This is a genomic window from Acidovorax sp. A79 (assembly GCF_041154505.1).
Lineage (GTDB): Bacteria > Pseudomonadota > Gammaproteobacteria > Burkholderiales > Burkholderiaceae_C > Acidovorax.
Map to the genome: position 1 here is coordinate 2,417,009 of NZ_AP028672.1, position 22,061 is coordinate 2,439,069.

The 22,061-nt window shown below is 67.8% G+C and carries 23 protein-coding genes and 1 tRNA gene; 12 read left to right on the forward strand and 12 right to left on the reverse strand.

Annotated features, from left to right (window positions below; translation table 11 throughout):
- Window positions 1–10: 10 nt before the first annotated feature.
- From ACAM51_RS11040 to ACAM51_RS11055, 4 genes are all read right to left on the reverse strand, one after another.
- Window positions 11–502 (reverse strand): copper chaperone PCu(A)C, encoded by a 492-nt coding sequence (locus ACAM51_RS11040; protein ID WP_369643556.1) that lies wholly within the window; start codon window positions 500–502, stop codon window positions 11–13.
- A gap of 61 nt (window positions 503–563) precedes the next feature.
- Window positions 564–1,124 carry a YcnI family protein gene (locus tag ACAM51_RS11045; RefSeq protein ID WP_218296850.1) on the reverse strand — a complete coding sequence of 187 codons (561 nt, stop codon included), beginning with the start codon at window positions 1,122–1,124 and terminating at the stop codon, window positions 564–566.
- Between the two features lie 125 nt (window positions 1,125–1,249).
- Window positions 1,250–3,553 (reverse strand): TonB-dependent receptor, encoded by a 2,304-nt coding sequence (locus tag ACAM51_RS11050; protein ID WP_369643557.1) that lies wholly within the window; start codon window positions 3,551–3,553, stop codon window positions 1,250–1,252.
- A gap of 80 nt (window positions 3,554–3,633) precedes the next feature.
- A complete protein-coding gene (locus tag ACAM51_RS11055) occupies window positions 3,634–4,002 on the reverse strand; it encodes a DUF2946 family protein (RefSeq protein WP_218341257.1) in 369 nt (122 codons plus the stop codon).
- Window positions 4,003–4,125: 123 nt separating this feature from the next.
- On the opposite strand from ACAM51_RS11055, the gene ACAM51_RS11060 reads away from it, so the two are divergent.
- On the forward strand, window positions 4,126–4,764 hold the full coding sequence (locus ACAM51_RS11060) for a glutathione S-transferase (RefSeq protein ID WP_218296847.1): 639 nt from the start codon (window positions 4,126–4,128) through the stop codon (window positions 4,762–4,764).
- Window positions 4,765–4,948: 184 nt separating this feature from the next.
- On the opposite strand, the gene ACAM51_RS11065 is transcribed toward ACAM51_RS11060, so the two are convergent.
- A complete protein-coding gene (locus tag ACAM51_RS11065) occupies window positions 4,949–5,758 on the reverse strand; it encodes an enoyl-CoA hydratase/isomerase family protein (RefSeq protein ID WP_369643558.1) in 810 nt (269 codons plus the stop codon).
- Window positions 5,759–5,871: 113 nt separating this feature from the next.
- Between ACAM51_RS11065 and ACAM51_RS11070 the strand changes: the two genes are divergently transcribed.
- Window positions 5,872–6,285, forward strand: a complete 414-nt coding sequence (locus tag ACAM51_RS11070; RefSeq protein ID WP_218296845.1) for a VOC family protein — start codon at window positions 5,872–5,874, stop codon at window positions 6,283–6,285.
- On the forward strand, window positions 6,282–6,875 hold the full coding sequence (locus tag ACAM51_RS11075) for a MarC family protein (RefSeq protein ID WP_369643559.1): 594 nt from the start codon (window positions 6,282–6,284) through the stop codon (window positions 6,873–6,875). Before ACAM51_RS11070 ends, ACAM51_RS11075 begins: the two co-directional genes overlap by 4 nt.
- A 57-nt stretch (window positions 6,876–6,932) precedes the next feature.
- Here the strand turns inward: ACAM51_RS11075 and ACAM51_RS11080 are convergent, their stop codons facing one another.
- Window positions 6,933–7,478, reverse strand: coding sequence for an Rrf2 family transcriptional regulator (locus ACAM51_RS11080; RefSeq protein ID WP_369643560.1), 546 nt, complete (start codon window positions 7,476–7,478; stop codon window positions 6,933–6,935).
- Between the two features lie 157 nt (window positions 7,479–7,635).
- On the opposite strand from ACAM51_RS11080, the gene nhaR reads away from it, so the two are divergent.
- A complete protein-coding gene (nhaR, locus tag ACAM51_RS11085) occupies window positions 7,636–8,532 on the forward strand; it encodes a transcriptional activator NhaR (protein ID WP_369643561.1) in 897 nt (298 codons plus the stop codon).
- 143 nt (window positions 8,533–8,675) lie between these two features.
- Here the strand turns inward: nhaR and ACAM51_RS11090 are convergent, their stop codons facing one another.
- Window positions 8,676–9,563 (reverse strand): sugar kinase, encoded by an 888-nt coding sequence (locus ACAM51_RS11090; RefSeq protein WP_369643805.1) that lies wholly within the window; start codon window positions 9,561–9,563, stop codon window positions 8,676–8,678.
- Window positions 9,564–9,618: 55 nt separating this feature from the next.
- Entirely contained in the window at window positions 9,619–10,011 is a 393-nt protein-coding gene (locus tag ACAM51_RS11095; protein ID WP_007849612.1) for a RidA family protein, read from the reverse strand.
- Between the two features lie 114 nt (window positions 10,012–10,125).
- On the opposite strand from ACAM51_RS11095, the gene ACAM51_RS11100 reads away from it, so the two are divergent.
- The 8 genes from ACAM51_RS11100 (at window position 10,126) to ACAM51_RS11135 (ending at window position 19,430) form a co-directional block, all read left to right on the forward strand.
- Window positions 10,126–11,724 (forward strand): ABC transporter substrate-binding protein, encoded by a 1,599-nt coding sequence (locus tag ACAM51_RS11100; RefSeq protein WP_369643562.1) that lies wholly within the window; start codon window positions 10,126–10,128, stop codon window positions 11,722–11,724.
- A gap of 24 nt (window positions 11,725–11,748) precedes the next feature.
- Entirely contained in the window at window positions 11,749–12,696 is a 948-nt protein-coding gene (locus ACAM51_RS11105; protein ID WP_369643563.1) for an ABC transporter permease, read from the forward strand.
- A 1-nt stretch (window position 12,697) separates the two neighbouring features.
- On the forward strand, window positions 12,698–13,567 hold the full coding sequence (locus tag ACAM51_RS11110) for an ABC transporter permease (RefSeq protein ID WP_369643564.1): 870 nt from the start codon (window positions 12,698–12,700) through the stop codon (window positions 13,565–13,567).
- A gap of 64 nt (window positions 13,568–13,631) precedes the next feature.
- Window positions 13,632–14,678 carry an ABC transporter ATP-binding protein gene (locus ACAM51_RS11115; protein WP_369643565.1) on the forward strand — a complete coding sequence of 349 codons (1,047 nt, stop codon included), beginning with the start codon at window positions 13,632–13,634 and terminating at the stop codon, window positions 14,676–14,678.
- Window positions 14,675–15,652: an ABC transporter ATP-binding protein gene (locus ACAM51_RS11120; protein ID WP_369643566.1), complete on the forward strand. Its 978-nt coding sequence runs from the start codon at window positions 14,675–14,677 to the stop codon at window positions 15,650–15,652. The genes ACAM51_RS11115 and ACAM51_RS11120 overlap by 4 nt, the downstream gene beginning before the upstream one ends.
- Before the next feature lie 41 nt (window positions 15,653–15,693).
- Entirely contained in the window at window positions 15,694–16,980 is a 1,287-nt protein-coding gene (locus ACAM51_RS11125) for an amino acid deaminase (protein ID WP_369643567.1), read from the forward strand.
- A 15-nt stretch (window positions 16,981–16,995) separates the two neighbouring features.
- Entirely contained in the window at window positions 16,996–17,961 is a 966-nt protein-coding gene (locus ACAM51_RS11130; RefSeq protein ID WP_369643568.1) for a MurR/RpiR family transcriptional regulator, read from the forward strand.
- Window positions 17,961–19,430, forward strand: a complete 1,470-nt coding sequence (locus ACAM51_RS11135; protein WP_369643569.1) for an amidohydrolase family protein — start codon at window positions 17,961–17,963, stop codon at window positions 19,428–19,430. The genes ACAM51_RS11130 and ACAM51_RS11135 overlap by 1 nt, the downstream gene beginning before the upstream one ends.
- Before the next feature lie 154 nt (window positions 19,431–19,584).
- Here ACAM51_RS11135 and ACAM51_RS11140 read toward each other — a convergent pair whose 3' ends face one another.
- From ACAM51_RS11140 to rpoA, 4 genes are all read right to left on the reverse strand, one after another.
- A complete protein-coding gene (locus ACAM51_RS11140) occupies window positions 19,585–20,229 on the reverse strand; it encodes a LysE family translocator (protein ID WP_218341248.1) in 645 nt (214 codons plus the stop codon).
- 123 nt (window positions 20,230–20,352) lie between these two features.
- Window positions 20,353–20,429, reverse strand: a tRNA-Met gene (locus tag ACAM51_RS11145).
- A 22-nt stretch (window positions 20,430–20,451) separates the two neighbouring features.
- Complete coding sequence (rplQ, locus tag ACAM51_RS11150; protein WP_008906513.1) at window positions 20,452–20,844, reverse strand: 50S ribosomal protein L17; 393 nt, start codon at window positions 20,842–20,844, stop codon at window positions 20,452–20,454.
- Between the two features lie 122 nt (window positions 20,845–20,966).
- A complete protein-coding gene (rpoA, locus tag ACAM51_RS11155) occupies window positions 20,967–21,959 on the reverse strand; it encodes a DNA-directed RNA polymerase subunit alpha (protein ID WP_008906514.1) in 993 nt (330 codons plus the stop codon).
- Window positions 21,960–22,061: the final 102 nt, after the last annotated feature.

The following is a 22,061-nucleotide window of genomic DNA, read 5'->3' on the forward strand; positions in this document are numbered from 1 at the left end:
GGCCAAATCCTCAGTGTTTGTGCTCATGCGCCTTGGCGCCGCCGGGCGCCGACGTGCCCACGGGCACGCTCAGTTCCAGCTTGCTCTCCGCGCCCTTGGCGTCCTGGAACACCAGCGTGATGGGCACCGAGCTGTCCTTGGCCAGCGGGGCCCTCAGGTCCAGCAGCATGACGTGGTAGCCACCGGGCTTGAGCTCCACGGTCTTGCCCGCGGGCAGGTCCAGCGCGGGCACGGCGCGCATCTTCATCACGTCGCCTTCCATTTTCATCTCGTGCACCTCGGTGACGCCCGCAGCGGGCGACTCGGCGCGCACCAGGCGGGCGCCGTCCCGGGCGGTCAGCTGCATGAAGGCGCCGGTGCCCTTCTGGCCCTGCACGCTGGCGCGCGCCCAGGCGCCTTCGACCTTGACGGCGGCGGCGGTCTGTGCCCACGCAGCAGGGGCGCTGGCCAAGGTCGCGGCCAGTGTGGAAACGAGGGCGGCGGTGCGAAGCAGTTTTTTCATGATGGATGTCTTTCGGATATCAGAAGGAAAATTGGATGGAACAAGCCCGTGGGCCTGACTGTCAATGATGGTGGGCAACGCCGCCGCCCGTGGGCAGAATCTCCAGCGCCGCCGCAGGGGACTTCAGGTCCGAAAGTTTCTGGCCCGCCTTGGGCACGTCAGTCCAGTCGTTCCGGCCTTCGGCGCAGGCCTGGCGCACGGGCCAGTACACGGTGCCCGCCTGCTCGGGCGCCTGGGCCACGAGCACGAACTCATCGTAGTGCGCGCTTTGCAGCATGTCCTCCGGCGTCTTGGCCGTCCAGGTGATGCGCACCACGTCCTCGGTGATGCTGCGGCCGTGGCTGGTGTACGGCTGGGCCAGCTTGTCGCGTTGCACATCGAGCGTCCAGCCCGGCTTGGGCATGGGGCGCGCGCCGCGCATGCCGGCCGGGATGTCCACCGCGATCTGCCGCGTGGGCGACGCGCCGCAGCCGTGGCCGACCTTGAAGCTCGCCTTGTAGCTGGCGCCCGCCGGGGCCACCTGGTATTCGAGCACCACATGGGCGGATGCAGAGCCCAAAATGCCTGCAGCGCTTAACAGCAAAGCGGTAGCCGCTATATTTTTCATAGTATTTGATTTCATATTCAGACCTTTCGTTTCAACGATTCATTGCATTCAATACTGGCGCGCCCGAGGCGAGCGCCGCCGCGGAACCGGCTTCGCCGGGCCGCTGGAGGCGTCCCCCTTGGGGGATGCGGCGAAGCCGCTCAGGGGGTTATCTTTAGTTCTGCCATGTAGGTGCGCTGCGGGTAGGGGTGGAAGTTCCAGAACTGGTAGTTGTTGAGGTTGTCGATGCCCACGGCGGCGCTCACCTGCTTGGTGATCTGGTAGCGCACGCGCACGTCGGTGGTGAAGTAGCGGCTCGCGCCCTGGTAGGCAAAACCGTTCACATCGGTGTTGTCCAGCGTGCTGTACTGCCTGCCGCTGTAGCGCGCGCCCAGGGTGTACGACCATTTGTCGTCCGGCCGGTACGTGGCCACGGCACTCGCGCGCCACTCGGGGATGCGCGGCTGCCACTTGCCCACGCTGGCGGGGAACTTGTCGTTGCGGGTGATCCTGGAGTCCGTCCAGGTCAGGCTTGACCCGAGGTCGAGCCCACGCAGAAGCACATTGGCGGCCTGGTACGACAGCTCGATGCCCTTGGTGCGGATGGCGTCCACGTTCTGCACGTTGGTCACGTTGGGCGTGACGAGCACGTTGGTCTGCGAATACAGCGCGTCCCTGGTGCGCTCAAAGAACGCGGTCAGGCGCAGCAGCCCGCTGCCCATGTCCCGCTCGGCCGTGAGCTCGGTGGTCCAGCTCTTTTCGGGTTTCAGGTTCGGGTCGTTGTTGATGAGCGTGCCGCTGCCGCTGATGCCCCCCTGGTACAGCTCGGCCACGGTGGGCATGCGCACCGCGCGGCCGGTGGAGGCTTTCAGCACCCACAGGTCGCTGGCCTGCCAGGCCACGGCGGCCTTGGGCGAGAAGTACGTCTCGTTGCGCCCGGGGTGGTTCACCGTGGTGGTGGCGTTGCCGGTCTGGCCGTGGCTGGCGCTCCAGCGTTCGGCGCGGGCGCCCAGGACGGCCTTCCATTGGGGCGCGATCTTCCAGGTGTCTTGCGCCCACAGGCCCAGCAGCTGTGTGTCGCCGTTGAACGCCTGGTTGCGGGCGCCCGCAGCGCCGTTGATCCAGTTCGCCGTGGCGTTCTCCACCGTGCGCAGCTGGTAGCTGTCGCGCTGCAGGCCGAAGTCCACGATGTGCGCGCCCTGGACGCCCTCCGGCCGCCAGGTGCCTTTGGCGGCCAGCGTGTTCCAGCCCGTGCCCTTGCCGTTGACGATGCGGCCCGCGCCGCCATGCAACGCGGCGGGCATCGCCACCGTCGCGGCACGCAGGGTGTCGGTCTGGTAGTCGTACAGGCTGGCGGCCACTTCCCAGTCGAACGCGCCCTGCGTGTGGCTCTTGACCGAGAGCCCGTGCATGAAGTGCGTGAGGTTCTCGTTGGACACATTGAAGTCGGTGGGCGCCAGCGTGTACGAGCGGCCGTTGATGTTGACCGTGCCGCCGTACACCGCATTGCCGTTGGCGTCGCGCAGGTAGCTGGCGGGGTGCCCTTCGGATTCGTTGTGCCACCAGCCCAGGGTGTAGGCCGCGCGCACGGTGGGCGAGACGTCGTAGGCGATCTTGGCCTTGATGTGGTCTTGCTGCGTGTGGTACTGCGTGGCCGTGCCCAGCAGGTACCAGGGCTGGTTGCCGCGGTTGTCGCCCAGCACAGCACCCGTCACCGGTGTGCCTGCATGGCCCACGGCGCCTGCAGACACGAGGCGCGTGGGGAAGGTGAGCGGCTGGCCCTCGCTGTCGGTCTTGTTGAAGTTGAGGAACCACGACCAGTCGCCATTCTTGTTGCCCACCGAGGCGCTGACCTGCTTGCCCGCGTAGGTGGCGCTGGTGCCGTACAGATCGAACGGCTGGTGCTGGTAGCTCACCTGCGCATGCGCCTCGAACTTTGTGGGCATGCGCGTCACATAGTCCACCACCGCGCCCACCGAGTTGCCTGCGTAGGCGGCGGAGAACGGGCCGTAGAGCACGTCCACGCGCTCAATCTCCTCGGGCGTGACCAGCATCCAGCGCGGCGCGTTGGTGGGGCCGTTGCCCAGGTAGTTGGAGAGCAGGATGCCGTCGGCGAACACCATGGACCGCGCCGGGTTGCCCGTGCCCGAGGCGCGGGTGGACAGCACGGCGTGGTTGTAGTCGCCGATGTAGCGCTTGCGCACCAGCAGGCTGGGCAGGTACTTGAGGGCGTCTTCGCTGTCGGTGGCGTTGATCGAGTGCTCGATCTGCTCGCGCGTCACGCCCTCGATGGTGGTGGGAATCTGCGTGGGCAGCGACGTGGGCTGGCCGCCGCGGATGGTGACCACGCCCAGCTCCTTGACGGGCGTGCTGCTGTCAGCGGTCTGGGCCCACGCGGGCACGGCCCAGGACAGGGCAAGGGGAAAGGCGCCGGCCACGGCCAGCGCCATGCGGCTTTTGCGCATGGGAACTCCTGAATTTCAAGCCAAATAGGCCGTCAGCGCTTACTCATCAAGCGCGAACAGCTATCAAACAAATAGCAATTTCAGGAGAAAGCGGGGGGCCCGCGCGGCGGCAGCGGCGCGGCGGTGCGCGCAGCGATGTGCGCGGCGGGGATGGGGCGCAGGGCGTGCGCCAGGGGGTGAACCACAGGCAGCCGGGCCTGGGACACGGGAGGTGGAGCGCCGACATGCGCGCACAGGGGGCAATCCAGCGTGTGGCTGGACATCTCCTGCATGCCATCGTCGGTCTTGACCAGCAGCTTGATCGCGCCCGATCCCGAGCAGATCAGCTCCATCGCCTGGGGGTTGACCAGGGGCGAGGCCACGGCCACGCCGATGGACAGGACAAACCACGCCAGCACAAGGCGGGCGAGCCAGCGAAGGCCGCGGATGGTTTGCAGGGAGGAAGGCATGGCAGGGTGATTGTAGGTGGCCCGGCCCCGGCCGCCTTGATCAGGGTCATCTGCGCGACGGACGCGGCAGGAGCGCCCGCCTACCATGCGCCTGTCATCCACAACTACAAAGGAGACTCCACCATGCTCACACTCTGCGGCTTTTCCGCCAGCAACTACTACAACAAGGCCAAGCTCGCCCTGCTCGAAAAGGGCCTGCCCTTCACCGAGGAGCTGGCCTGGGTCGGCGAGACCGACCGCAGCGCCAGCCCGCTGGGCAAGGTGCCCTACCTGCGCACCCCCCACGGGCCACTGTGCGAATCGGCCGTGATCGCCGACTACATCGAGATGGCCCACCCCCAGCCCGCCCTGCTGCCCGCGGACCCCTATCAGGCCGCCAAGGTGCGCGAGCTGATCACGTTCCTGGAACTGCACCTGGAGCTGGTGGCGCGCAACCTGTACCCCCAGGCCTTCTTTGGCGGCAGCGTGAGCGAGGCCGCCCGCGACAAGGTGGGCGCGCAGCTGGAGAAGAACATCGCGGCGTTCGGCCAGCTGGCGAAATTCAGCCCTTACGTGGCGGGCGACACGTTCACCATGGCCGATTGCGCGGCCATCGTTCACCTGCCACTGGTGAGCTCGGCCACCAAGATCATCTATGGCCGCGACTACCTGGCCGCGCTGCCCGTGCGCGACTACCTCGCGCGCATGGCCGAACGACCGCACGTGCAGCGCGTGAACGCCGACCGCAAGACGAACACCGCCGACATGCTGGCGAGGAAGTGAAGCTTGAGCGAAGCCCCCTGAGCCGCTGCGCGGCTTCCCCCGGAGGGGGATGCACCCGGTGGACCGGTCAAGCCGGATCCACGGGTGCACTGGCATGGGGCCGCACCAGTTTCACGCGGCTGTGGATGTTGGCGCGGACGGGAGCGAAGGGGCGCGGGCACTGCGCGCCGCGTGCAGCTGGTGGTCAGAACTTGGGGGCGCGCTTCTCGCGCAGGGACGCCACGCCCTCGCGGGCGTCGGGGCCGCCAAAGCCCATGAATTCGAGCGCCAGCGAGGTTTCGAACATCGGGCCCGCCTGGCGCAGCCACTGGTTGAGCGCATGCTTGGTCCAGCGGATGGCGGTCTGCGAGCCGGCCGCCAGCCGGTCGGCCACCTCGTAGGCGCGCGGCAGCAGCTCGGCCTCGTCCACGGCCAGCGATACGAGGCCGATGCGCTCGGCCTCCTCGCCGCTCACCGGGTCGCACAGCAGCAGGTAGTACTTGGCCTTGGCCATGCTGCACAGCAGCGGCCACACGATGGCCGCGTGGTCGCCGGCCGCCACGCCCAGGCGGGTGTGGCCGTCCACGATCTTCGCGCCACGCGCCGCGATGGAGATGTCGGCCAGCAGGCCCGCCACCAGGCCCGCGCCCACGGCCGGGCCGTGGATGGCCGAGACGATGGGCTTGTCGCAGTGCACGATGTTGTAGACCAGGTCGCGCGCTTCCTTCCAGATGCGGCAGCGCAACTCGAAATCCTCGGTCATGTCCTGCACCATGGCCAGGTCGCCCCCGCCCGAGAAGCCCGCGCCTTCGCCGCGCAGCACGGCGCAGCGGACGCTGTCGTCGTCGCTCACGTCGCGCCAGACCCCGCACAGCTCGCGGTGGCCCACATGGCCCGCCGTGGGCAGCTTGCCGTTCAGCGCGCGCATCTGGATGTCCAGCACCGCGCCATCGGCGCCGCGGCGGGTGATGTTCAGCGTCTCGTAGCGCTGGTAGTCGGGGAAAGGAGCAGGCATGGCGGTGTGCGCGCGGCAAGCGCGGTGCAGTTGGGGAAGATGCGGCATTGTGGCGCGGGGGCGGCGGCGCCGGAACCCGTGCGTGGCGCAAATCCCGCTGCTATCCTGTGCGCATGCGCAGCCTCTTTCACCTCGCCTTTCACGTCACCGACCTGGACGCCGCGCGCCGCTTCTACGGCGGCGTGCTGGGGTGCCAGGAGGGCCGAAGCACCGACACCTGGGTGGACTTCGACTTCTTTGGCCACCAGATCTCCCTGCACCTGGGAGCGCCTTTCGCCAGCGCCCCCACCGGCCACGTGGGAAACCACATGGTGCCCATGCCGCATTTCGGCGCCATCCTGGAGCTGCCCGAGTGGCATGCGCTGGCCGCACGGCTGAAGGCGGCAGGCACGGCCTTCGTGCTGGAGCCGCAGGTACGCTTCGAGGGCGAGCCCGGCGAGCAATGGACCATGTTCTTCCACGACCCGAGCGGCAACCCGATCGAGATCAAGGGTTTCCGGTCGCTCGATGGGGTGTACGCCGCGTGAGCTACACCTTCGCGTCCGCCACCATCCTGCTCCTGCTGATCACGGATCCGCTGGGCAACATCCCCATCTTCGCCAATGCCCTGCGCGGCGTGGCCCCCGAGCGCCGCGCCCGCGTGATCCTGCGGGAGGTGCTGATCGCATTCGCGCTGCTGCTGGTGTTCCTGTTCTTCGGGGCCCAGTTCCTGCAGGTCATGAACCTGAGCGACCTGTCGCTGCAGATCGCGGGCGCGGTCGTGCTGTTCCTGATCGCGCTGCGCATGATCTTTCCGCCGGACACCGGGCCGCAGACCGAGCTGCCCGGAGAACCCCTGATCGTGCCGCTGGCCATCCCCGCGCTGGCGGGGCCGTCGGCCATGGCCACGGTGATGCTGCTCGTGGCCCAGGCGCCCGAGCGGCGGCTGGAATGGGTGGGCGCGCTGTGCGTGACCATGGCGGTGTGCGCGGTCGTGCTGCTGATGGCCGAGCGCATCCAGCGCCTGCTGGGCGAACGCGTGGTCATGGCCTTCGAGCGCCTCATGGGGCTGATCCTGGTGGCCATCTCCGTGGAGATGCTCATTCGCGGCATCAAGCAGCTCGCCCACCAGCTGTAGCCACGGCGGCGCTCCGGGCGCACCAGGAGCGCCGCGCCGAGGCGGCGCGCCGCCCCCTCAGCGGCGCTGCAGCAACGGGATCGTGCCGAGGGCAAAGACCGAGTTGGGCACCCCGACCCGCGCCATCAGGGGGCGGGGCTTGGCGCTCAGCTTGGGCCGCGGGGCCGCGGGCACGGCCTCTTGCGGGACCACGCCCTTCTCCAGCTGCTGGGCAACGAGGTCCTGCAGGGTGACCGACTGCAGGTATTCCATCACCCGGGCGTTGAAGGTGGACCACAGCTCACCCGTCATCGACTTCACCTGCGCGGCCTGGCCGGGCGCCATGTTCTGGATGTCATCGGCCTTCAGGTTCTCGACCGCCAGGATGATCTCGGCCACGGAAATCTCGTCCGTGTTGCGTGCGAGGGTATAGCCGCCTCCGGGGCCGCGCGTGCTATCCACGAGCCCGGCGCGCCGCAGCGCACTGAACAGCTGCTCCAGGTAAGACAGCGAGGTGCCCTGGCGCGCGCTGATCGTCGACAGGGCCACGGGCCGCATTTTCTGGCGCAGGGCCAGATCGGTCATGGCCGAGACTGCGAGTTGTCCTCTGGTGGTGATCCGCATCTTTGACTCCTTGTGAACGGTGTATGGCCAGGGTTCGGTGCCCGAAGGGGCGTTCCGCGATCTGTCCATGAACGTACTGTAGGGATCTTGACACTTCGCGTATATTCGATTTATCGAGATTTTTACTTCGATTTTTACGAAGTATCAAGGAGACGGCATGAACTTCAAGCACCTGCGCTACTTCTGGACCACGGCCAAGGCGGGCGGCATCATGCGCGCCGGCGAGCAGCTCAACACCACGCCGCAGACGCTGTCGGGCCAGATCAAGCAGCTGGAGGAATGGCTGGGCCACGACCTGTTCAAGAAGCGCGGCCGGGGGCTGGAGCTGACCAGCGAAGGCCGCGTGGCGCTGGGCTATGCGGAGCAGATCTTCGCGCTGGGCGACGAGCTGGAAAAGTCCATCCGCCTGGCGCGCGGGCAGTCGCGCCCGCTGGAGTTCCGCGTGGGCGTGGCGGATTCGGTGGCCAAATCGGTCGCCTACCGCCTGCTGGAGCCGGCAATGGGCCTGGCCGAACAGGTGCACATGACCTGCCACGAGGGCAAGTTCCCCGAGCTGGTGGCGCAGCTGAGCCTGAACCGGCTGGACCTGGTGCTGGCGGACGAGCCGGTGTCCAAGAAGATCGGCGTCAAGGCCTTCAACCACGGCCTGGGCACCAGCTCCATGAGCTTCTTCTGCGCACCGGCCCTGCGCAGCCAGCTGCAAGGACCCTTCCCCAAGTGCCTGCATGGCGCGCCGATGCTGATCCAGGGGCCCATGTCCTCGGTGCGCCAGCAGCTCGATCACTGGTTCAACAAGCACCAGCTGCAGCCACGCCTGGTGGGGGAGTTCGACGACAGCGCGCTGATGAACGCCTTCGGGCGCGAGGGGCGCGGGGTGTTCACCTCGCCCACGGTGCTGGAGGAGGAGACGCAGGCCCAGTTCGGGGTCGAGGTGATCGGGCGCTCCACGGAGCTGGTCGAGGAGTTCTTCGCGATCTCGGTGGAGCGGCGCATCAGCCACCCCTGCGTGGCGGCCATCACCAAGGCGGCCCGGTCCGACCTGTTCGCTGCGTAATGGGGTAGCCCCTCTGAGCCGCTTCGCGTCTTCCCCCCAGAGGGGGGACGCCCCCAGCGCGGCGGGGCGGCCCTTGCGCGGGGGCACTCGCCCAGGTCGCGCCAGTTTCCTGACGCTGCGACTATTGCCACGCTCCCCTTACATCAAGCCGTCACCTGCACTTGGCGCGCGTAAGGCAGCGGCGCCACGGCGCCATAGCCCTGCACGGCCAGCGCGGCGGCGGCATTGGCATAGCGCGCCGCAGTGAACACGTCGTCGCCCTTCGCCATGCGGGCCAGCAGGTTGCCGCAGAAACAGTCGCCCGCGCCCGTGGCGTCCACCGGGGTCACGCGCAGGCCCGCGATGCGCTCCCTGCGCTGGCCATCGCTGGCCAGGGCCCCCTCGGCACCGAGCTTGAGCACCACCGTGGCAGCGCCGCGCGCGTGGCCCCAGTCGGCGATGGCATCGGGATCGGTCAGGCCGGTCAGGGCCTGCATGTCCTCCAGGCTGGGCAGGAAGATGTCGCACAGCGCCACCGCCTGCGCGATGCAGGCCTGGGCCCGCGCCAGCGGCCAGAGCTTCAGGCGCAGGTTGGAGTCGAAGGCCACCCGGGTGCCGGCCTCGCGCGCGAGACGCATGGCCTCGAAGGCGGTATCGCAGGCCTGCGGCGAGATGGCCAGCGAAATGCCCGACAGGTGCAGGATGCGTGCGGCGCGCAGCACGGCAGCGGGCTCGCCGGACAGCCACTGCGGCGTCATGCGGCTGGCTGCCGAGCCCGCGCGCAGGTAGCTGAACTCGTGCCCATTCGCCCCGTGTGTGACGAAATAGATGCCGGTGGGGTGCTCGCCATCGCTCTGCACGCCACGCACGTCCACGCCCTCGGTGCGCCACAGCGTGGCCAGGGCCTGGCCGAACGTATCCTGCCCGACGCGCGTGAGGTAGGCCACGCGGGCGCCGGCCCGTGCGGCGGCGATGGCGGCGTTGCTGGTGTCGCCCCCGAAGCCGCGCAGGTACTGCGGCTGGCCGGGGTGGACCTGGTTGAACTCGACCATGGCCTCGCCGAGCGCGGCCACGTCGAAGGCTTTGCCCACCGATGGTGCGGGGTGGTCAGGCACGGGGCTTGTAGGCGGTGACGTCGATCTCGACCTTGGCGTCGATCATGAGGCGCGACTCCACCGTCGAGCGTGCCGGGCGGTGCTCGCCAAAGCACTCCATGTAGACACGGTTGAAGCTGCCGAAATCGCGCGCATCGGCCAGCCAGACGCTGACCTTGGCCACATCGGCCAGAGTGCAGTCGGCCAGTGCCAGGGCGTCCTTGACGCGCTGGAACACCTGGCGCGTCTGCGCCTCGATGCCGCCGACGATGACCTGGCCCTGGTCGTCCGTGGGCACCTGGCCCGAGACGAAGACGAAGTCGCCGGCGCGCGTGGCGGGGGACAGGGGGCGCGCCTGGCGGTCGGAGGCGATGGGGGACTGGCCCAGCAGTTCTACGTGGCTCATGGATCAAGCTCCTTGTGTAAATTATTTACATCAAACATCCTAAAAAACCCGTTTGACTTTCACAAAAGGGTAATCTACGATGAAAAATGTAATGTTATTACTTATGGAGCCACGATGCAATCCTCATCCATCCGCGATTGGTTGACGCCCGGAATGCCTGTACAGGCCGCCCGGCGCAGTGTTCTGGGCCTGGCCGCCAGTGCGGCCGTGCTCGTGGCCCTGGGGTCGGGCACGGCCGCCCAGGCCGCCCCCGCCAAGGGCGGCGCGGCCAACCTGGCCATGGTCGGCGAACCGCAGGGGCTGGACCCCATGGTGAGCACGGCCGACCTGGTCGGCACCATCATGCAGCACGTGTACGAGCCGCTGTACACCTTTGACGCGAACTGGGCCGTGGCACCCATGCTGGCCGAGGGTCTGCCCACCGTGTCCAAGGACGGGCTGACCTACACCATCGCGCTGCGCAAGGAAGTGAAGCTGCACAACGGCCGCGACCTGAACGCCGAGGACGTGGTGGCCTCGCTGCAGCGCTGGATGGAGTTGTCGCCGCGCGGCAAGGCCGTGGGCAAGGAGGTGGCCTCGCTCACCGCCAAGGGCCCGCTGTCGGTGGAGCTCAAGCTCAAGGCGCCCTACGCGCCGCTGCTGGCCCAGCTGGCGCTGCCCAGCGGCATGGCGGCCATCATGGCCAAGGAGAGCATCGCGCCGCAGCTCAAGGACTTCATCGGCACCGGCCCCTACAAGTTCAAGGAGCGCCGCCCCGACCAGTTCACGGTGCTGGTACGCCACGACACCTACAGCGCCCGCAAGGAGGCCCCGAGCGGCTACGCCGGCCGCCGCGAGGCTCTGCTCGACGAGCTGCGCTTCGTGCCCGTGCCCAATGCCAACACGCGCGTGGAAGGCGCCCTGTCGGGCCAGTTCCAGTACGCCGACCTGCTGCCCGTGGAAGCGGCAGGCCGCATCGACAAGGGCGCGCCAGCCGTGGTGCCCATCGTGACCAAGAACTTCGGCTTCCCCTACATCGTCTTCAACACCAAGGAGGGCGTGCTGGCCGCGCAGCCGCTGCGCCGCGCCGTGCAGACCGCCGTGGGCTCAGGCGAGCTGCTGGCCGCCGGCTTTGGCGACAACCGCTTCTTCGTGGTGGAGCCCAACTTCTTCCCCAAGGGCACGCCCTACTACGCCGACGCTGGCAGCAAGCTGTACAACGAGCGCAACCCGCAGGCCGCCAAGGACCAGGCGGCCAAGGCCGGCTACAACGGCCAGCCGGTGCGCATCATGGCCAGCCGGCAGTACGAGTTCCACTACAACATGGCGCTGGTGATGGCCGAGCAGCTCAAGAAGGCCGGCTTCAAGACCGAGCTGCAGGTGGTGGACTGGGCCACGCTGGTGCAGCGGCGCAACGACCCCAAGCTGTGGGACGTGTACTTCACGCACTCGGGCCTGTTCCCCGAACCCATGCTCTCGCCGCCGCAACTGGGTGACGGTGCACCGGGCTGGTGGGATTCGCCCGCCAAGAAGGCCACGCTCACGGCCTTCAACCAGGAGACCAATGTCGCCAAGCGCGGCCCGTTGTGGGCTGCCGTGCAGCAGGTGGTGTACGACGAGGTGCCCTTCATCGAAGTGGGCAAGTTCAACAGCCTGTCGGCGCGCTCGGCCAAGCTCGAGGGCTACACCCCGGCGATCTGGCCGTTCTTCTGGAACACGGGCCTCACCAAGTAAGCCCCAGAGCGAAGGTTCGTTGCCATGCGTTTTCTGATGAACCGCCTGGGCGGCGCCCTAGTGGTGCTGGCCCTCGTCGCGGTGCTGGTGTTCGCGCTCACGCGCCTAGCCTCGGGCGACCCGGTGGCGCTGCTGCTGGGCGACCAGGCCACGGCCGCCGACATCGCCGCGGCGCGCACGCAGTACGGGCTGGACAAGCCCCTGCCCACGCAGTTCGTGCTGTGGGTGGGCGAGCTGCTGCAGGGCAACCTGGGCCAGTCCATCTTCTTGCAGCGCCCGGTGGCGCAGGCGCTGCTGGAGCGCGCCGAGCCCACGCTGTTCCTGGCACTGTTCGCGGTGGGCATCGCGGCGCTGATCGGCATTCCCTGCGGCATGGCGGCGGCCATCTGGCGCGGCAGCGCGGGTGACCAGGCGCTGAGCGGCGTGGCCATGCTGGGCGCCAGCGTGCCCAGCTTCTGGCTCGGGCTGATCCTGATCCAGCTGTTCGCGGTCAAGCTCGGCTGGTTCCCGGCATCGGGCTATGGCGATCCGTCGTCGCCGCTGGCCGAGCGCCTGTCGCACCTCTTGCTGCCGGCGCTGGTGCTGGGGCTGCTGAACTCGGCGCTGATCATCCGCTTCACGCGCGCCTCCATGCTCGACATCCTGGGCGAGGACTATGTGCGCACCGCACGCGCCAAGGGCCTGGCCGAGCGCACGGTGATGGTCAAGCATGTGCTGCGCAATGCGCTGGTGCCCATCGTCACCGTGCTCGGCCTGACGCTGGCGCTGATGATCGGCGGCACGGTGGTGACGGAGACGGTGTTCAACCTGCCCGGCGTGGGCAACCTGGTGGTGCGCGCCGTGCTGCGCCGCGACTACCCGGTGATCCAGGGCACGCTGCTGGTGATTGCGGCGATCTATGTGTTCATCAACCTGGCCATCGATTTTCTGTACACGCTGGTCGATCCGCGCATCCGGCTGGAGGGCAAATGATATGTGGCAACGCCTGATCCGCAATCTCCGTGACTACTGGCTGCCGCTGGCACGCAAGCTGTTCGCCCGCAAGGTGGTGCTGGCCTCGGCCATCGTGCTGGCGCTGGTGGTCGTAGTGGCCACGGTGTTCCCCTGGGTGTCGGATGCCGACCCCAACGCCATCTCGATCAGCGAGCGCCTGAACGCGCCTTCGGCCGCGCACTGGGCCGGCACCGACGAGCTGGGGCGCGACGTGATGCTGCGCATCGTGCATGGCGCGCGCTATTCGCTGCTGATCGGCGGGCTCACCGCGGCGGGCGCCGTGCTGTTCGGCACGCTGCTGGGCATGTTCGCGGGCTTCTTTCGGCGCCTGGACGCACCGCTGATGCGCGTGGTGGACGCGATGATGTCCTTCCCCGACATCCTGCTGGGGATTGCGCTGGTGTCCATCCTGGGCGCCTCGCTGTGGAACGTGATGCTGGCGCTGGTCATCGTCTACACGCCGCGCGTGGCACGCGTGGTGCGGGCCAGCACCCTGGTGCTGCGCGAGCTGCTGTTCGTGGACGCGGCACGCGCCCTGGGCGTGCGCACGCCGCGCATCCTGCTCAAGCACATCCTGCCCAACCTGGTCTCGCCCATCCTGGTGCAGGTGACCTTCATCTTCGCCTATGCCATCCTGGCCGAGGCGGGCCTGTCCTTCCTGGGCGTGGGCGTGCCGCCCGACATCCCCACCTGGGGCACCATGATCGCGGGCAGCCTGGAGTCGGCCGACCGCGCGTTCTGGACCATTCTCTACCCGGGCCTGGCCATCGTGTTCACCGCCCTGTCGCTGCAGATGCTGGGCGACGGTGTGCGCGACCTGCTCGACCCCAAGCTCAAGAAGGCCGCATGAGCTTCTTTCACCGACCCACGCAAGCGCCCGCCCCTGGCGAGCGCGTTACGAAGGCAACCCACCCATGACCACCCCCACGGCTGCCCGGCTCGAAGTGCAGGGCCTGTCCACCTCGTTCGCCACCGACGCCGGCCGCATCCAGAGCGTGGCCGACGTGTCCTTTGCCATCCACCCGGGCCAGACGCTGGCGCTGGTGGGCGAGTCGGGCTCGGGCAAGTCCGTCACCAGCCTGTCGCTGATGGGCCTGCACGCCAAGACCTCGCAGGCGCAGGTGGGCGGCCAGGCCTGGTTCACCCGGCGCGATGGCCGGCGCGTGGACCTGCTGGCCCTGCCCGAGGCCGAGCGCCGCGCGCTGCGCGGCAACGAGATCGCCATGGTCTTCCAGGAGCCCATGACCAGCCTGAACCCGGTGCTGACCGTGGGCGAGCAGATCGCCGAGTCGGTGCGCCTGCACCTGAAGCTCGACCGCAAGGCCGCCCTGGCCCACGCCCAGCGCATGCTGGAGCTGGTGGAGATACCGGCGGCGAAACAGCGCGTGCACGAGTACCCGCACCAGCTCTCGGGCGGCATGCGCCAGCGTGTGATGATTGCGCTGGCCATGGCCTGCAGCCCCACGCTGCTGATCGCCGACGAGCCGACCACCGCGCTGGACGTGACCATCCAGGCGCAGATCCTGGCGCTCATGGGGCGGCTGCAGAAGGAGACGGGCATGGGCATGCTGTTCGTGACCCACAACCTGGGCGTGGTGGCGCAGTACGCCGATGCCGTGGCCGTGATGTACGCGGGCCGCATCGTCGAATCGGCCCCGGTGCACGAATTGTTCGCGCAGCCCGAGCACCCCTACACACGCGGACTGCTGGCCTGCCTGCCTGGGGTCGCGCGGCGCCATGCCACCGCCGTGGCCGGGCAGCGCCCGCGCCTGGTGGCCATACCGGGCCAGGTGTCGAGCCCGCTGGCGCCGCCGCCGGGCTGCGCCTTTGCGCCGCGCTGCGAGCGCCGCATCGCGGCCTGCGATGCGCGCATGCCCGCCCTGTCCGACGATGGCGGCGCCAACCGCAGGGTGCGCTGCATCCGCGTGGGCCAGGAAACGCACGAAGAGGTGGCCGCATGAGCGCCGTTGCCAGCGACAACCTGATCGAAGTGCGCGGGCTGCGCAAATACTTCGGCAGCGGCACGCACCCGGTGCGTGCGGTGGACGATGTGAGCTTTGCCATCCGGCGCGGCGAGACCCTGGGCCTGGTGGGCGAGTCGGGCTCGGGCAAGAGCACCATCGGCCGCCTGCTGACCCGGCTGGTGGACCCGACGGCCGGGCAGATGCTGTACCACGGCGGCGACGCCGGTGGGCAGGATCTGGCGGGGATGAGCCAGGGCCAGTTCCGCCCGCTGCGTTCCAAGATCCAGATCATCTTCCAGGACCCGTATGCCAGCCTGAACCCGCGCATGCGCATCCGCGAAGTGCTGGGTGAGGCACTGGACACGCACAAGCAGGCGCGCGGCGCGGCACGCCAGCCGCGCATCCAGGAGTTGCTCACGCAGGTGGGCCTCAGGCCCGAGCATGCGGACCGGTTTCCGCACGAGTTCTCGGGCGGGCAGCGCCAGCGCATCGGCATTGCGCGCGCACTGGCGGTGCAGCCGAACTTCATCGTGGCGGACGAGCCGCTGTCGGCGCTGGACGTGTCGATCCAGGCGCAGGTGGTGAACCTGCTGGGCGACCTCAAGGAGCAGCTGGGCCTGACCCTGCTGTTCATCTCGCACGACCTGGACGTGGTGGAGTACCTGTGCGACCGCGTGGTGGTGCTCTACCTGGGCCGGGTGATGGAGATCGCGCCCACCAGCGCACTGTATGCACAGCCGGCCCACCCCTATACACGCGCCCTGCTGGCGGCCGCGCCGATCCCCGATCCGGCGCAGCGGCGTACCATTCCGCTGCTGCAGGGCGACCTGCCCAGCCCCGCCAACCCGCCGTCGGGCTGCGTGTTCCGCACACGCTGCCCGCACGCGGTGGCTGAATGCGCCAGCGCCGACATGGCCCTGCGCCCCGTGGGCACCGAGCACTGGAAGGCCTGCTGGCGCGACGACATCTGACTGTGCAGCCTGGCTGCGCGCTCGCAACATGAAAACACACCATGAGCACCACCACTGACTTCACCCTGGACGCCTCCTGCAAGAGCTATCCCCTCGCCGCAGCGCCCTGCCGCGCCAGCGAGATCGCCGCGCGCGGCTGGAACGTGCTGGCCGACGACCTGGCGTTCCCCCTGGCGGTGCTGAGCCGCACGGCTCTGGCACACAACCTGGCCTGGATGCAGGATTTCGCGGCGCGCAAGGGCATTGCGCTGGCGCCGCACGGCAAGACCACCATGTCGCCCGAGCTCTTTGCACAGCAGCTGGCGGGCGGTGCCTGGGGCCTGACCTTCGCCACGGCCTTCCAGGTCGCGGTGGGGGTGCAAGCCGGTGCGCGCCGCGTCATCATCGCCAACCAGGTGGTCTGCGATGCCGACCTGGATGCGCTCGATGCACTGCTGGCGCGCCACGCCGATCTCACAGTGTGGTTCCTCGTGGATTCGCTCGCGCAGCTCACGCTGGTCGAGGACTGGAAGCAGCGCCGCGGCAGTGCCCGGGTGTTCAACGTGCTGCTGGAGATGGGCGTCCCCGGTCAGCGCACCGGCTGCCGCACGCTGGACGAGGCTCTGGCACTGGTGCGCGCACTGGCGGCCTCGAAGGCGGTGCAGTTCGATGGCATCGAATGCTACGAGGGCGGCGTGGCGCGCTGCGACAACGACCATGACGCACGTGAAGTGACCGCCCTGGTGCGCCGCGTGCTGGAGGTCGCCCGCACCTGCGACGCAGCGCACCTGTTCGCCAGCGAGCGCATCCTGCTCACGGCCGGCGGCTCGGCCGTGTTCGACCTGGTGGTGCCGCTGCTGCAGGCCCAGGGCCTGTCACGCCCCGTGGAGGGCGTGCTGCGCTCGGGCTGCTATGTGACGCACGACCATGGCAACTACGCGCGCTTCCTCAAGAACGTGGAGCAGCGCGAAGGGCTCGATGCCTCGCTGCGCCCGGCCCTCACGGTCTGGGCCATGGTGCAGTCGGTGCCGGAGCCGGGCCTGGCCCTGTTGACCTGCGGGCGCCGCGACATCTCCTACGACCTGGAGATGCCCATCCCGGTGCAGCTGGCGCGGCGCGGCGAGCGCTCGGCGGCGGTCGCCCCTGCCGGCTGGAGCGTGAGCGCCTTGAACGACCAGCATGCCTACCTGCGCTTCGATGCCGCAGCCGGCGACGCCGCTGCGCCCCGTGTGGGCGACCGCGTGGCGCTGGGTATCTCGCACCCCTGCACCACCTTCGACAAGTGGCGCTGGATGCCGCTGGTGGAAGACGATGGCGCCATCACGGGTGCCATCAGCACCCGGTTCTGAGACGCGGAGAAGCGCATGAACAGCAGCCTGCCTCCTTCGCCCTCGTCCTCCACCCAGCCACCCAGCCCCACGCCGGGATTGCTGCAGCAACTGCGCGAGCGCCAGGACAGCCTGCCCGAGGCGCAGCGCAGCGTGGTGCGCGCGGTGCTGGAGGACCCCCGCGTTGCCGTGGCCGCCACGGTGGAGCAACTGGCGCAGCAGGCCGGCGTGTCCATGCCGACCATCGTGCGCACCTGCCGCAGCTTCGGCTACGACTCGGTGCGCGAGTTCATGCTGGCGCTGGCGCAGGACCTGGCGGTCTCGGGCTCCTATCTGCACCGCAGCGTGCTGGCCGAGGACACGGCGCAGGACGTCTCCAGCAAGATCATCCATGCGGCCGTCTCCTCGCTGACCGAGCTGGGCCGGCGCATCGACGTGGACGTGATCGACCAGGTGGCCGCCAAGCTCGCCAAGGCGCGGCGCATCGACTGCTACTCGGTGGGTGCGGCATCGACCTTCACGGCCAGCGAGCTGCAGAGCCGGCTGTTCCGCCTGGGCCTCACGGCCAACGCGATCTTCGACGCGCACCAGCAACTGGTCTCTGCCAGCACCCTGGGCCCCGAGGGCGTGGCCTTCGTGGTCTCGCACGTGGGGCGCATGCCCTACACGGTGGAGGCGGCGCGTTTCGCCCGCTCGCAGGGCGCCACGGTGATCGCGCTGACCCAACCCGGTACGCCGCTGGCCGAGACGGCCGACCTGGTGCTGGCCGTGTCGGTGCCGCAGGATGCGGTGATGCGCGTGGGCACCGAGGCCTACCTGGCCCACCTGGTGGTGATCGAGATCCTGATGGTGCGCCTGGCGCAGCAGTTGGGGCCGGTGGCCACGCGGGGCCTGCAGCAGTTCAAGCAGCTTTTGCACAAACACGGATTCGACAGCGCCGAGTATTCGGGCGCCATGGACCACGGCCCGGGCATGCACAAGCCGGGCCAGAAAGACAATTGATGGCAGCAACGCAAGCAACCCTGCTGAAGAACGGAACCATCATCGACGGCACCGACCGCCCCGGATGGGTGGGCGACCTGCTGCTGGCAGGCGAGCGCATCGTGGCGCTGGCCGCGCCCAGCGCCATCGACCCGGCCTTGTTCGCCGGCATGGAGGTACAGACCATCGACTGCACGGACCGCGTGATCGCACCCGGCTTCATCGATGTGCACACGCACGACGATGCGGCCGCCATCGACGCGCCCGACATGCTGCCCAAGCTGTCGCAGGGCGTGACCACGGTGATCGTGGGCAACTGCGGCATCTCGCTGGCCCCCATGGTGACGGATGCACCGGCGGCGCCGCTGTCGTTGCTGGGCCAGCGCCAGTTCCGCCACGCGCGCATGGCCGACTACGCACGCGCCGTGGATGCCGCGCGGCCCGGCGTGAACGTGGCCGCGCTGCTGGGCCACACGGCCCTGCGCATGCGCCACCTGCCCGAGCTGGGCCGTGCGGCCACGGCCAGCGAGCGCGCCGCCATGGCGGTCGACATGCAGGAGGCCATGGACGCGGGCGCGCTGGGCCTGTCATCGGGCGTGTTCTACAAGGAAGCCTACGCGGCCGACCTCACCGAGCTGATCGAACTGGCCAGCGTGGCTGCGCGCAATGGCGGCGTGTACGCCACCCACATCCGCGACGAACTCGCCGGCATCCTCCCGGCGCTGCAGGAGGCGGCGCTCACGGCGCGCCATGCCGGGCTGCCGCTGGTGCTGTCGCACCACAAGTGCGCCGGCGCCTCGAACTGGGGCCGCACGCGCGAGACGCTGCCGCTGATCGAGTCCCTCGCAAAGGGCCAGCCCATCAGCCTGGACGTGTACCCCTACACCGCGGGTTCGACGGTGCTGCGCACCGACCTGGTAGACGGTGTGATCGACATCCTGATCACCGGCAGCCAGCCACACCCGGAAATGGTGGGCCGTTACCTCAAGGACATCGCGCGGGAATGGGACACGACCGAGCAGGCGGCCTGCGACCGGCTGCAGCCCGGCGGTGCCTGCTACTTCCAGATGCGCGAGGACGATGTAGAGCGCGTGATTGCCCACCCCTTGTCCATGATCGGCTCGGACGGCCTGCCCCATGACGAGCGGCCGCATCCCCGCCTGTGGGGCGCCTTCCCGCGCGTGCTGGCCTGCTACTGGCGCGAGAAGGGCGTGCTGCGTCTGGAGGAAGCCATCCACAAGATGACCGGCCTGTCGGCCCAACGCTTTCGCATCGGCGAGCGCGGGCGGCTGGAAGCCGGCTGCATGGCCGATATCGTGGTGTTCGACCCGGCGCGCGTGCGCGATACCGCGAGCTACGAACAACCCGTGCAGTTCAGCGAGGGGATCGAACAGGTTTGGGTCAACGGCGTGCTGAGCTACACCGCGGCTGGTCGTGCCACGGGCGCGCGGGCCGGGCGGTTCATCCGGCGTCAGGCACTACCGGCCTGAAGGGGCGATTTGCCTGCGGGGCCTGGATCATCATCCATGCCCCCAGGAATTCCATCTTCTCCTGCCGAGCCTGCCGTCAACCGCGTGCAGCTGTGGCACCAAGACCCAGGAGTTTCGCCGTCTGGGCGGACTTGCCTGCTGGCACAGTGATTCGTCAGCTCACGGCTGAGCGGGTCAGCAGCAGCCGGATGCCTGCGTACACGAAGACTCCAGCCAGCAGCGCATTGAATGCGCGATGGATGCGGGCGTATGCCGCACGTGCCAACGGTGTCGAAAATGCCAGGGCATAGCCCATGAAGATACAAGCTCCGATGCCGGCGCAACACGCCACGACCGCCAGGGCATGGCTGCGTCCGGCGCCGGCGGGCACGCCGAGAGCGACGATGGAAAGCCACACAAAGACGGCCTTGGGGTTGGTCATGTGCATCGCCAGGCCGCGCCGAAAAGCCTGGCGGTGGTCGCCGCCCGTGGTGTCGGAGGCCTCGTGCAGGGCATTCGGCGTGAATGCGGCATGCGCCGCCTTCCAGGCCAGCCAGAGCATGTAGATGCCGCCCAGCACCTTCAGGACGAGCAAGGACCAGGAATAGCTGCGCATGAGTGCCGACATGCCCAGTGCAGCGGCCATACCCCAAAACACCGAGCCGAGGACCACCCCGGTAGCCAGGGCCATGGCACGCCTCCGTCCATGCGACATGGCGGCCGCCATGATCGCCAGATTGCTGGGGCCAGGGCTTGCAACACCAACTGTATAGGCCATGAGCGCCACCAGCAGGGCCGGGGACAGAAAACCTGCGTCCATGGAAGAGGCCTCCTGGAATGCACACCCCACCAAAGAGGAAAGCCGCTCACTGCAATGGCAGGGCACAAACAAAAACGCCCACGGTAAAGTGGGCGTTTGCTGTGAGCGGAGACCGCTACATATTGGTTGCGCGAGAAGGATTTGAACCTCCGACCTTTGGGTTATGAGCCCAACGAGCTACCAGACTGCTCCATCGCGCGGTAAGAAATAAATTATACCCTATTATTCAGCTGCTGCCGAATTATTTTCGGTTTCTGCAGCACGATCCACCAATTCAACCAGGGCCATGGGTGCATTGTCGCCCACACGGAAACCCATCTTGAGGATGCGGGTGTAGCCACCAGGACGCACCTTGAAGCGGGGGCCCAGGTCGTTGAACAGCTTGGTCACGCTGTCACGGTCGCGCAGGCGGTTGAAGGCCAGGCGGCGGTTGGCAACGGAGTCTTCCTTGGCCAGGGTGATCATGGGTTCAATCACGCGGCGCAGTTCCTTGGCCTTGGGAACGGTGGTCTTGATGACTTCGTGCTCGATGAGCGAGTTCATCATGTTCTGCAGCATCGCAAGGCGGTGCGAGCTGGTGCGGTTGAGTTTGCGGAGGCCGTGACCGTGACGCATGGTGCTTTTTCCTTATTTAAAATTAAATCAGGCAGCCGTGTAAGGTACTGCCCGAGGCACTGTTCCCATCCAAGGGAACCAAAAACCGGGTTCCCGCGATTCGGGGAACCCAGAATTATAACTTAACGCTTGTCCAGACCGGCTGGTGGCCAGTTCTCAAGCTTCATGCCCAACGTGAGACCACGCGATGCGAGCACTTCCTTGATTTCGTTGAGCGACTTGCGACCCAGGTTAGGCGTCTTGAGCAGCTCGTTCTCGGTGCGCTGGATCAGGTCACCGATGTAGTAGATGTTCTCGGCCTTCAGGCAGTTGGCGGAACGCACGGTCAGTTCCAGCTCGTCCACAGGACGCAGCAGGATCGGATCGAACGTGGCATTGCCGCGCGGGCCTGCCGGTGCGTCGAACGCAGCCAGCTCGCCACCTTCCAGCTGCGCGAACACCGCCAGCTGTTCCACCAGGATCTTGGCCGACGCGCGCACTGCGTCTTCGGCAGTGATGGCACCATTGGTCTCGATCTCGACAACCAGCTTGTCCAGGTCGGTACGCTGCTCCACGCGGGCGCTTTCCACCGTGTAGCTCACGCGCTTCACAGGGGAGAACGATGCATCCAGCACGATCCGGCCAATCGACTTGGTCGACTCGTCGGCATAGCGGCGCAGGCTGCCGGGCACGTAGCCACGGCCCTTCTCGACCTTGATCTGCATGTCCAGCTTGCCGCCGGCCGACAGATTCGCGATCACGTGGTCAGGGTTGACGATTTCCACGTCGTGAGGGGTCTGGATATCGCGTGCGGTAACCACACCTTCGCCATCCTTGCGCAGGCTCAGCGTGACTTCATCACGGTTGTGGAGCTTGAACACCACGCCCTTGAGGTTCAACAGGATGTTGACCACATCTTCCTGAACGCCGTCAATGGACGAGTACTCATGCAGAACGCCTGCAATGGTGACTTCCGTCGCTGCGTAACCCACCATGGACGAGAGCAGGACACGCCGAATGGCGTTACCCAGCGTGTGGCCGTACCCACGCTCGAACGGCTCCAGCGCGACCTTGGCACGGTTGTGGCCAAGCTGCTCGACATTGATCGCCTTGGGTTTCAGCAAATTGGTTTGCATTCAGACTTCCTCTCAATACCCCCAGCTCGTTACACCGGTAAGGCTGGTGAAGCGCCTAAACCGCGATGCCTCGCGGTTCAGGGACGGTTTTCTTGAAATATG

What these genes read in the sequence shown, in the direction of transcription:
- ACAM51_RS11040 (WP_369643556.1), bottom strand. Translation starts at nt 502, where the DNA reads ATGAAAAAACTGCTTCGCACCGCCGCCCTCGTTTCCACACTGGCCGCG.
- ACAM51_RS11045 (WP_218296850.1), bottom strand. Translation starts at nt 1,124, where the DNA reads ATGAAATCAAATACTATGAAAAATATAGCGGCTACCGCTTTGCTGTTA.
- ACAM51_RS11050 (WP_369643557.1), bottom strand. Translation starts at nt 3,553, where the DNA reads ATGCGCAAAAGCCGCATGGCGCTGGCCGTGGCCGGCGCCTTTCCCCTT.
- ACAM51_RS11055 (WP_218341257.1), bottom strand. Translation starts at nt 4,002, where the DNA reads ATGCCTTCCTCCCTGCAAACCATCCGCGGCCTTCGCTGGCTCGCCCGC.
- ACAM51_RS11060 (WP_218296847.1), top strand. Translation starts at nt 4,126, where the DNA reads ATGCTCACACTCTGCGGCTTTTCCGCCAGCAACTACTACAACAAGGCC.
- ACAM51_RS11065 (WP_369643558.1), bottom strand. Translation starts at nt 5,758, where the DNA reads ATGCCTGCTCCTTTCCCCGACTACCAGCGCTACGAGACGCTGAACATC.
- ACAM51_RS11070 (WP_218296845.1), top strand. Translation starts at nt 5,872, where the DNA reads ATGCGCAGCCTCTTTCACCTCGCCTTTCACGTCACCGACCTGGACGCC.
- ACAM51_RS11080 (WP_369643560.1), bottom strand. Translation starts at nt 7,478, where the DNA reads ATGCGGATCACCACCAGAGGACAACTCGCAGTCTCGGCCATGACCGAT.
- nhaR (WP_369643561.1), top strand. Translation starts at nt 7,636, where the DNA reads ATGAACTTCAAGCACCTGCGCTACTTCTGGACCACGGCCAAGGCGGGC.
- ACAM51_RS11090 (WP_369643805.1), bottom strand. Translation starts at nt 9,563, where the DNA reads ATGGTCGAGTTCAACCAGGTCCACCCCGGCCAGCCGCAGTACCTGCGC.
- ACAM51_RS11095 (WP_007849612.1), bottom strand. Translation starts at nt 10,011, where the DNA reads ATGAGCCACGTAGAACTGCTGGGCCAGTCCCCCATCGCCTCCGACCGC.
- ACAM51_RS11100 (WP_369643562.1), top strand. Translation starts at nt 10,126, where the DNA reads ATGCAATCCTCATCCATCCGCGATTGGTTGACGCCCGGAATGCCTGTA.
- ACAM51_RS11105 (WP_369643563.1), top strand. Translation starts at nt 11,749, where the DNA reads ATGCGTTTTCTGATGAACCGCCTGGGCGGCGCCCTAGTGGTGCTGGCC.
- ACAM51_RS11110 (WP_369643564.1), top strand. Translation starts at nt 12,698, where the DNA reads ATGTGGCAACGCCTGATCCGCAATCTCCGTGACTACTGGCTGCCGCTG.
- ACAM51_RS11115 (WP_369643565.1), top strand. Translation starts at nt 13,632, where the DNA reads ATGACCACCCCCACGGCTGCCCGGCTCGAAGTGCAGGGCCTGTCCACC.
- ACAM51_RS11120 (WP_369643566.1), top strand. Translation starts at nt 14,675, where the DNA reads ATGAGCGCCGTTGCCAGCGACAACCTGATCGAAGTGCGCGGGCTGCGC.
- ACAM51_RS11125 (WP_369643567.1), top strand. Translation starts at nt 15,694, where the DNA reads ATGAGCACCACCACTGACTTCACCCTGGACGCCTCCTGCAAGAGCTAT.
- ACAM51_RS11130 (WP_369643568.1), top strand. Translation starts at nt 16,996, where the DNA reads ATGAACAGCAGCCTGCCTCCTTCGCCCTCGTCCTCCACCCAGCCACCC.
- ACAM51_RS11135 (WP_369643569.1), top strand. Translation starts at nt 17,961, where the DNA reads ATGGCAGCAACGCAAGCAACCCTGCTGAAGAACGGAACCATCATCGAC.
- ACAM51_RS11140 (WP_218341248.1), bottom strand. Translation starts at nt 20,229, where the DNA reads ATGGACGCAGGTTTTCTGTCCCCGGCCCTGCTGGTGGCGCTCATGGCC.
- rplQ (WP_008906513.1), bottom strand. Translation starts at nt 20,844, where the DNA reads ATGCGTCACGGTCACGGCCTCCGCAAACTCAACCGCACCAGCTCGCAC.
- rpoA (WP_008906514.1), bottom strand. Translation starts at nt 21,959, where the DNA reads ATGCAAACCAATTTGCTGAAACCCAAGGCGATCAATGTCGAGCAGCTT.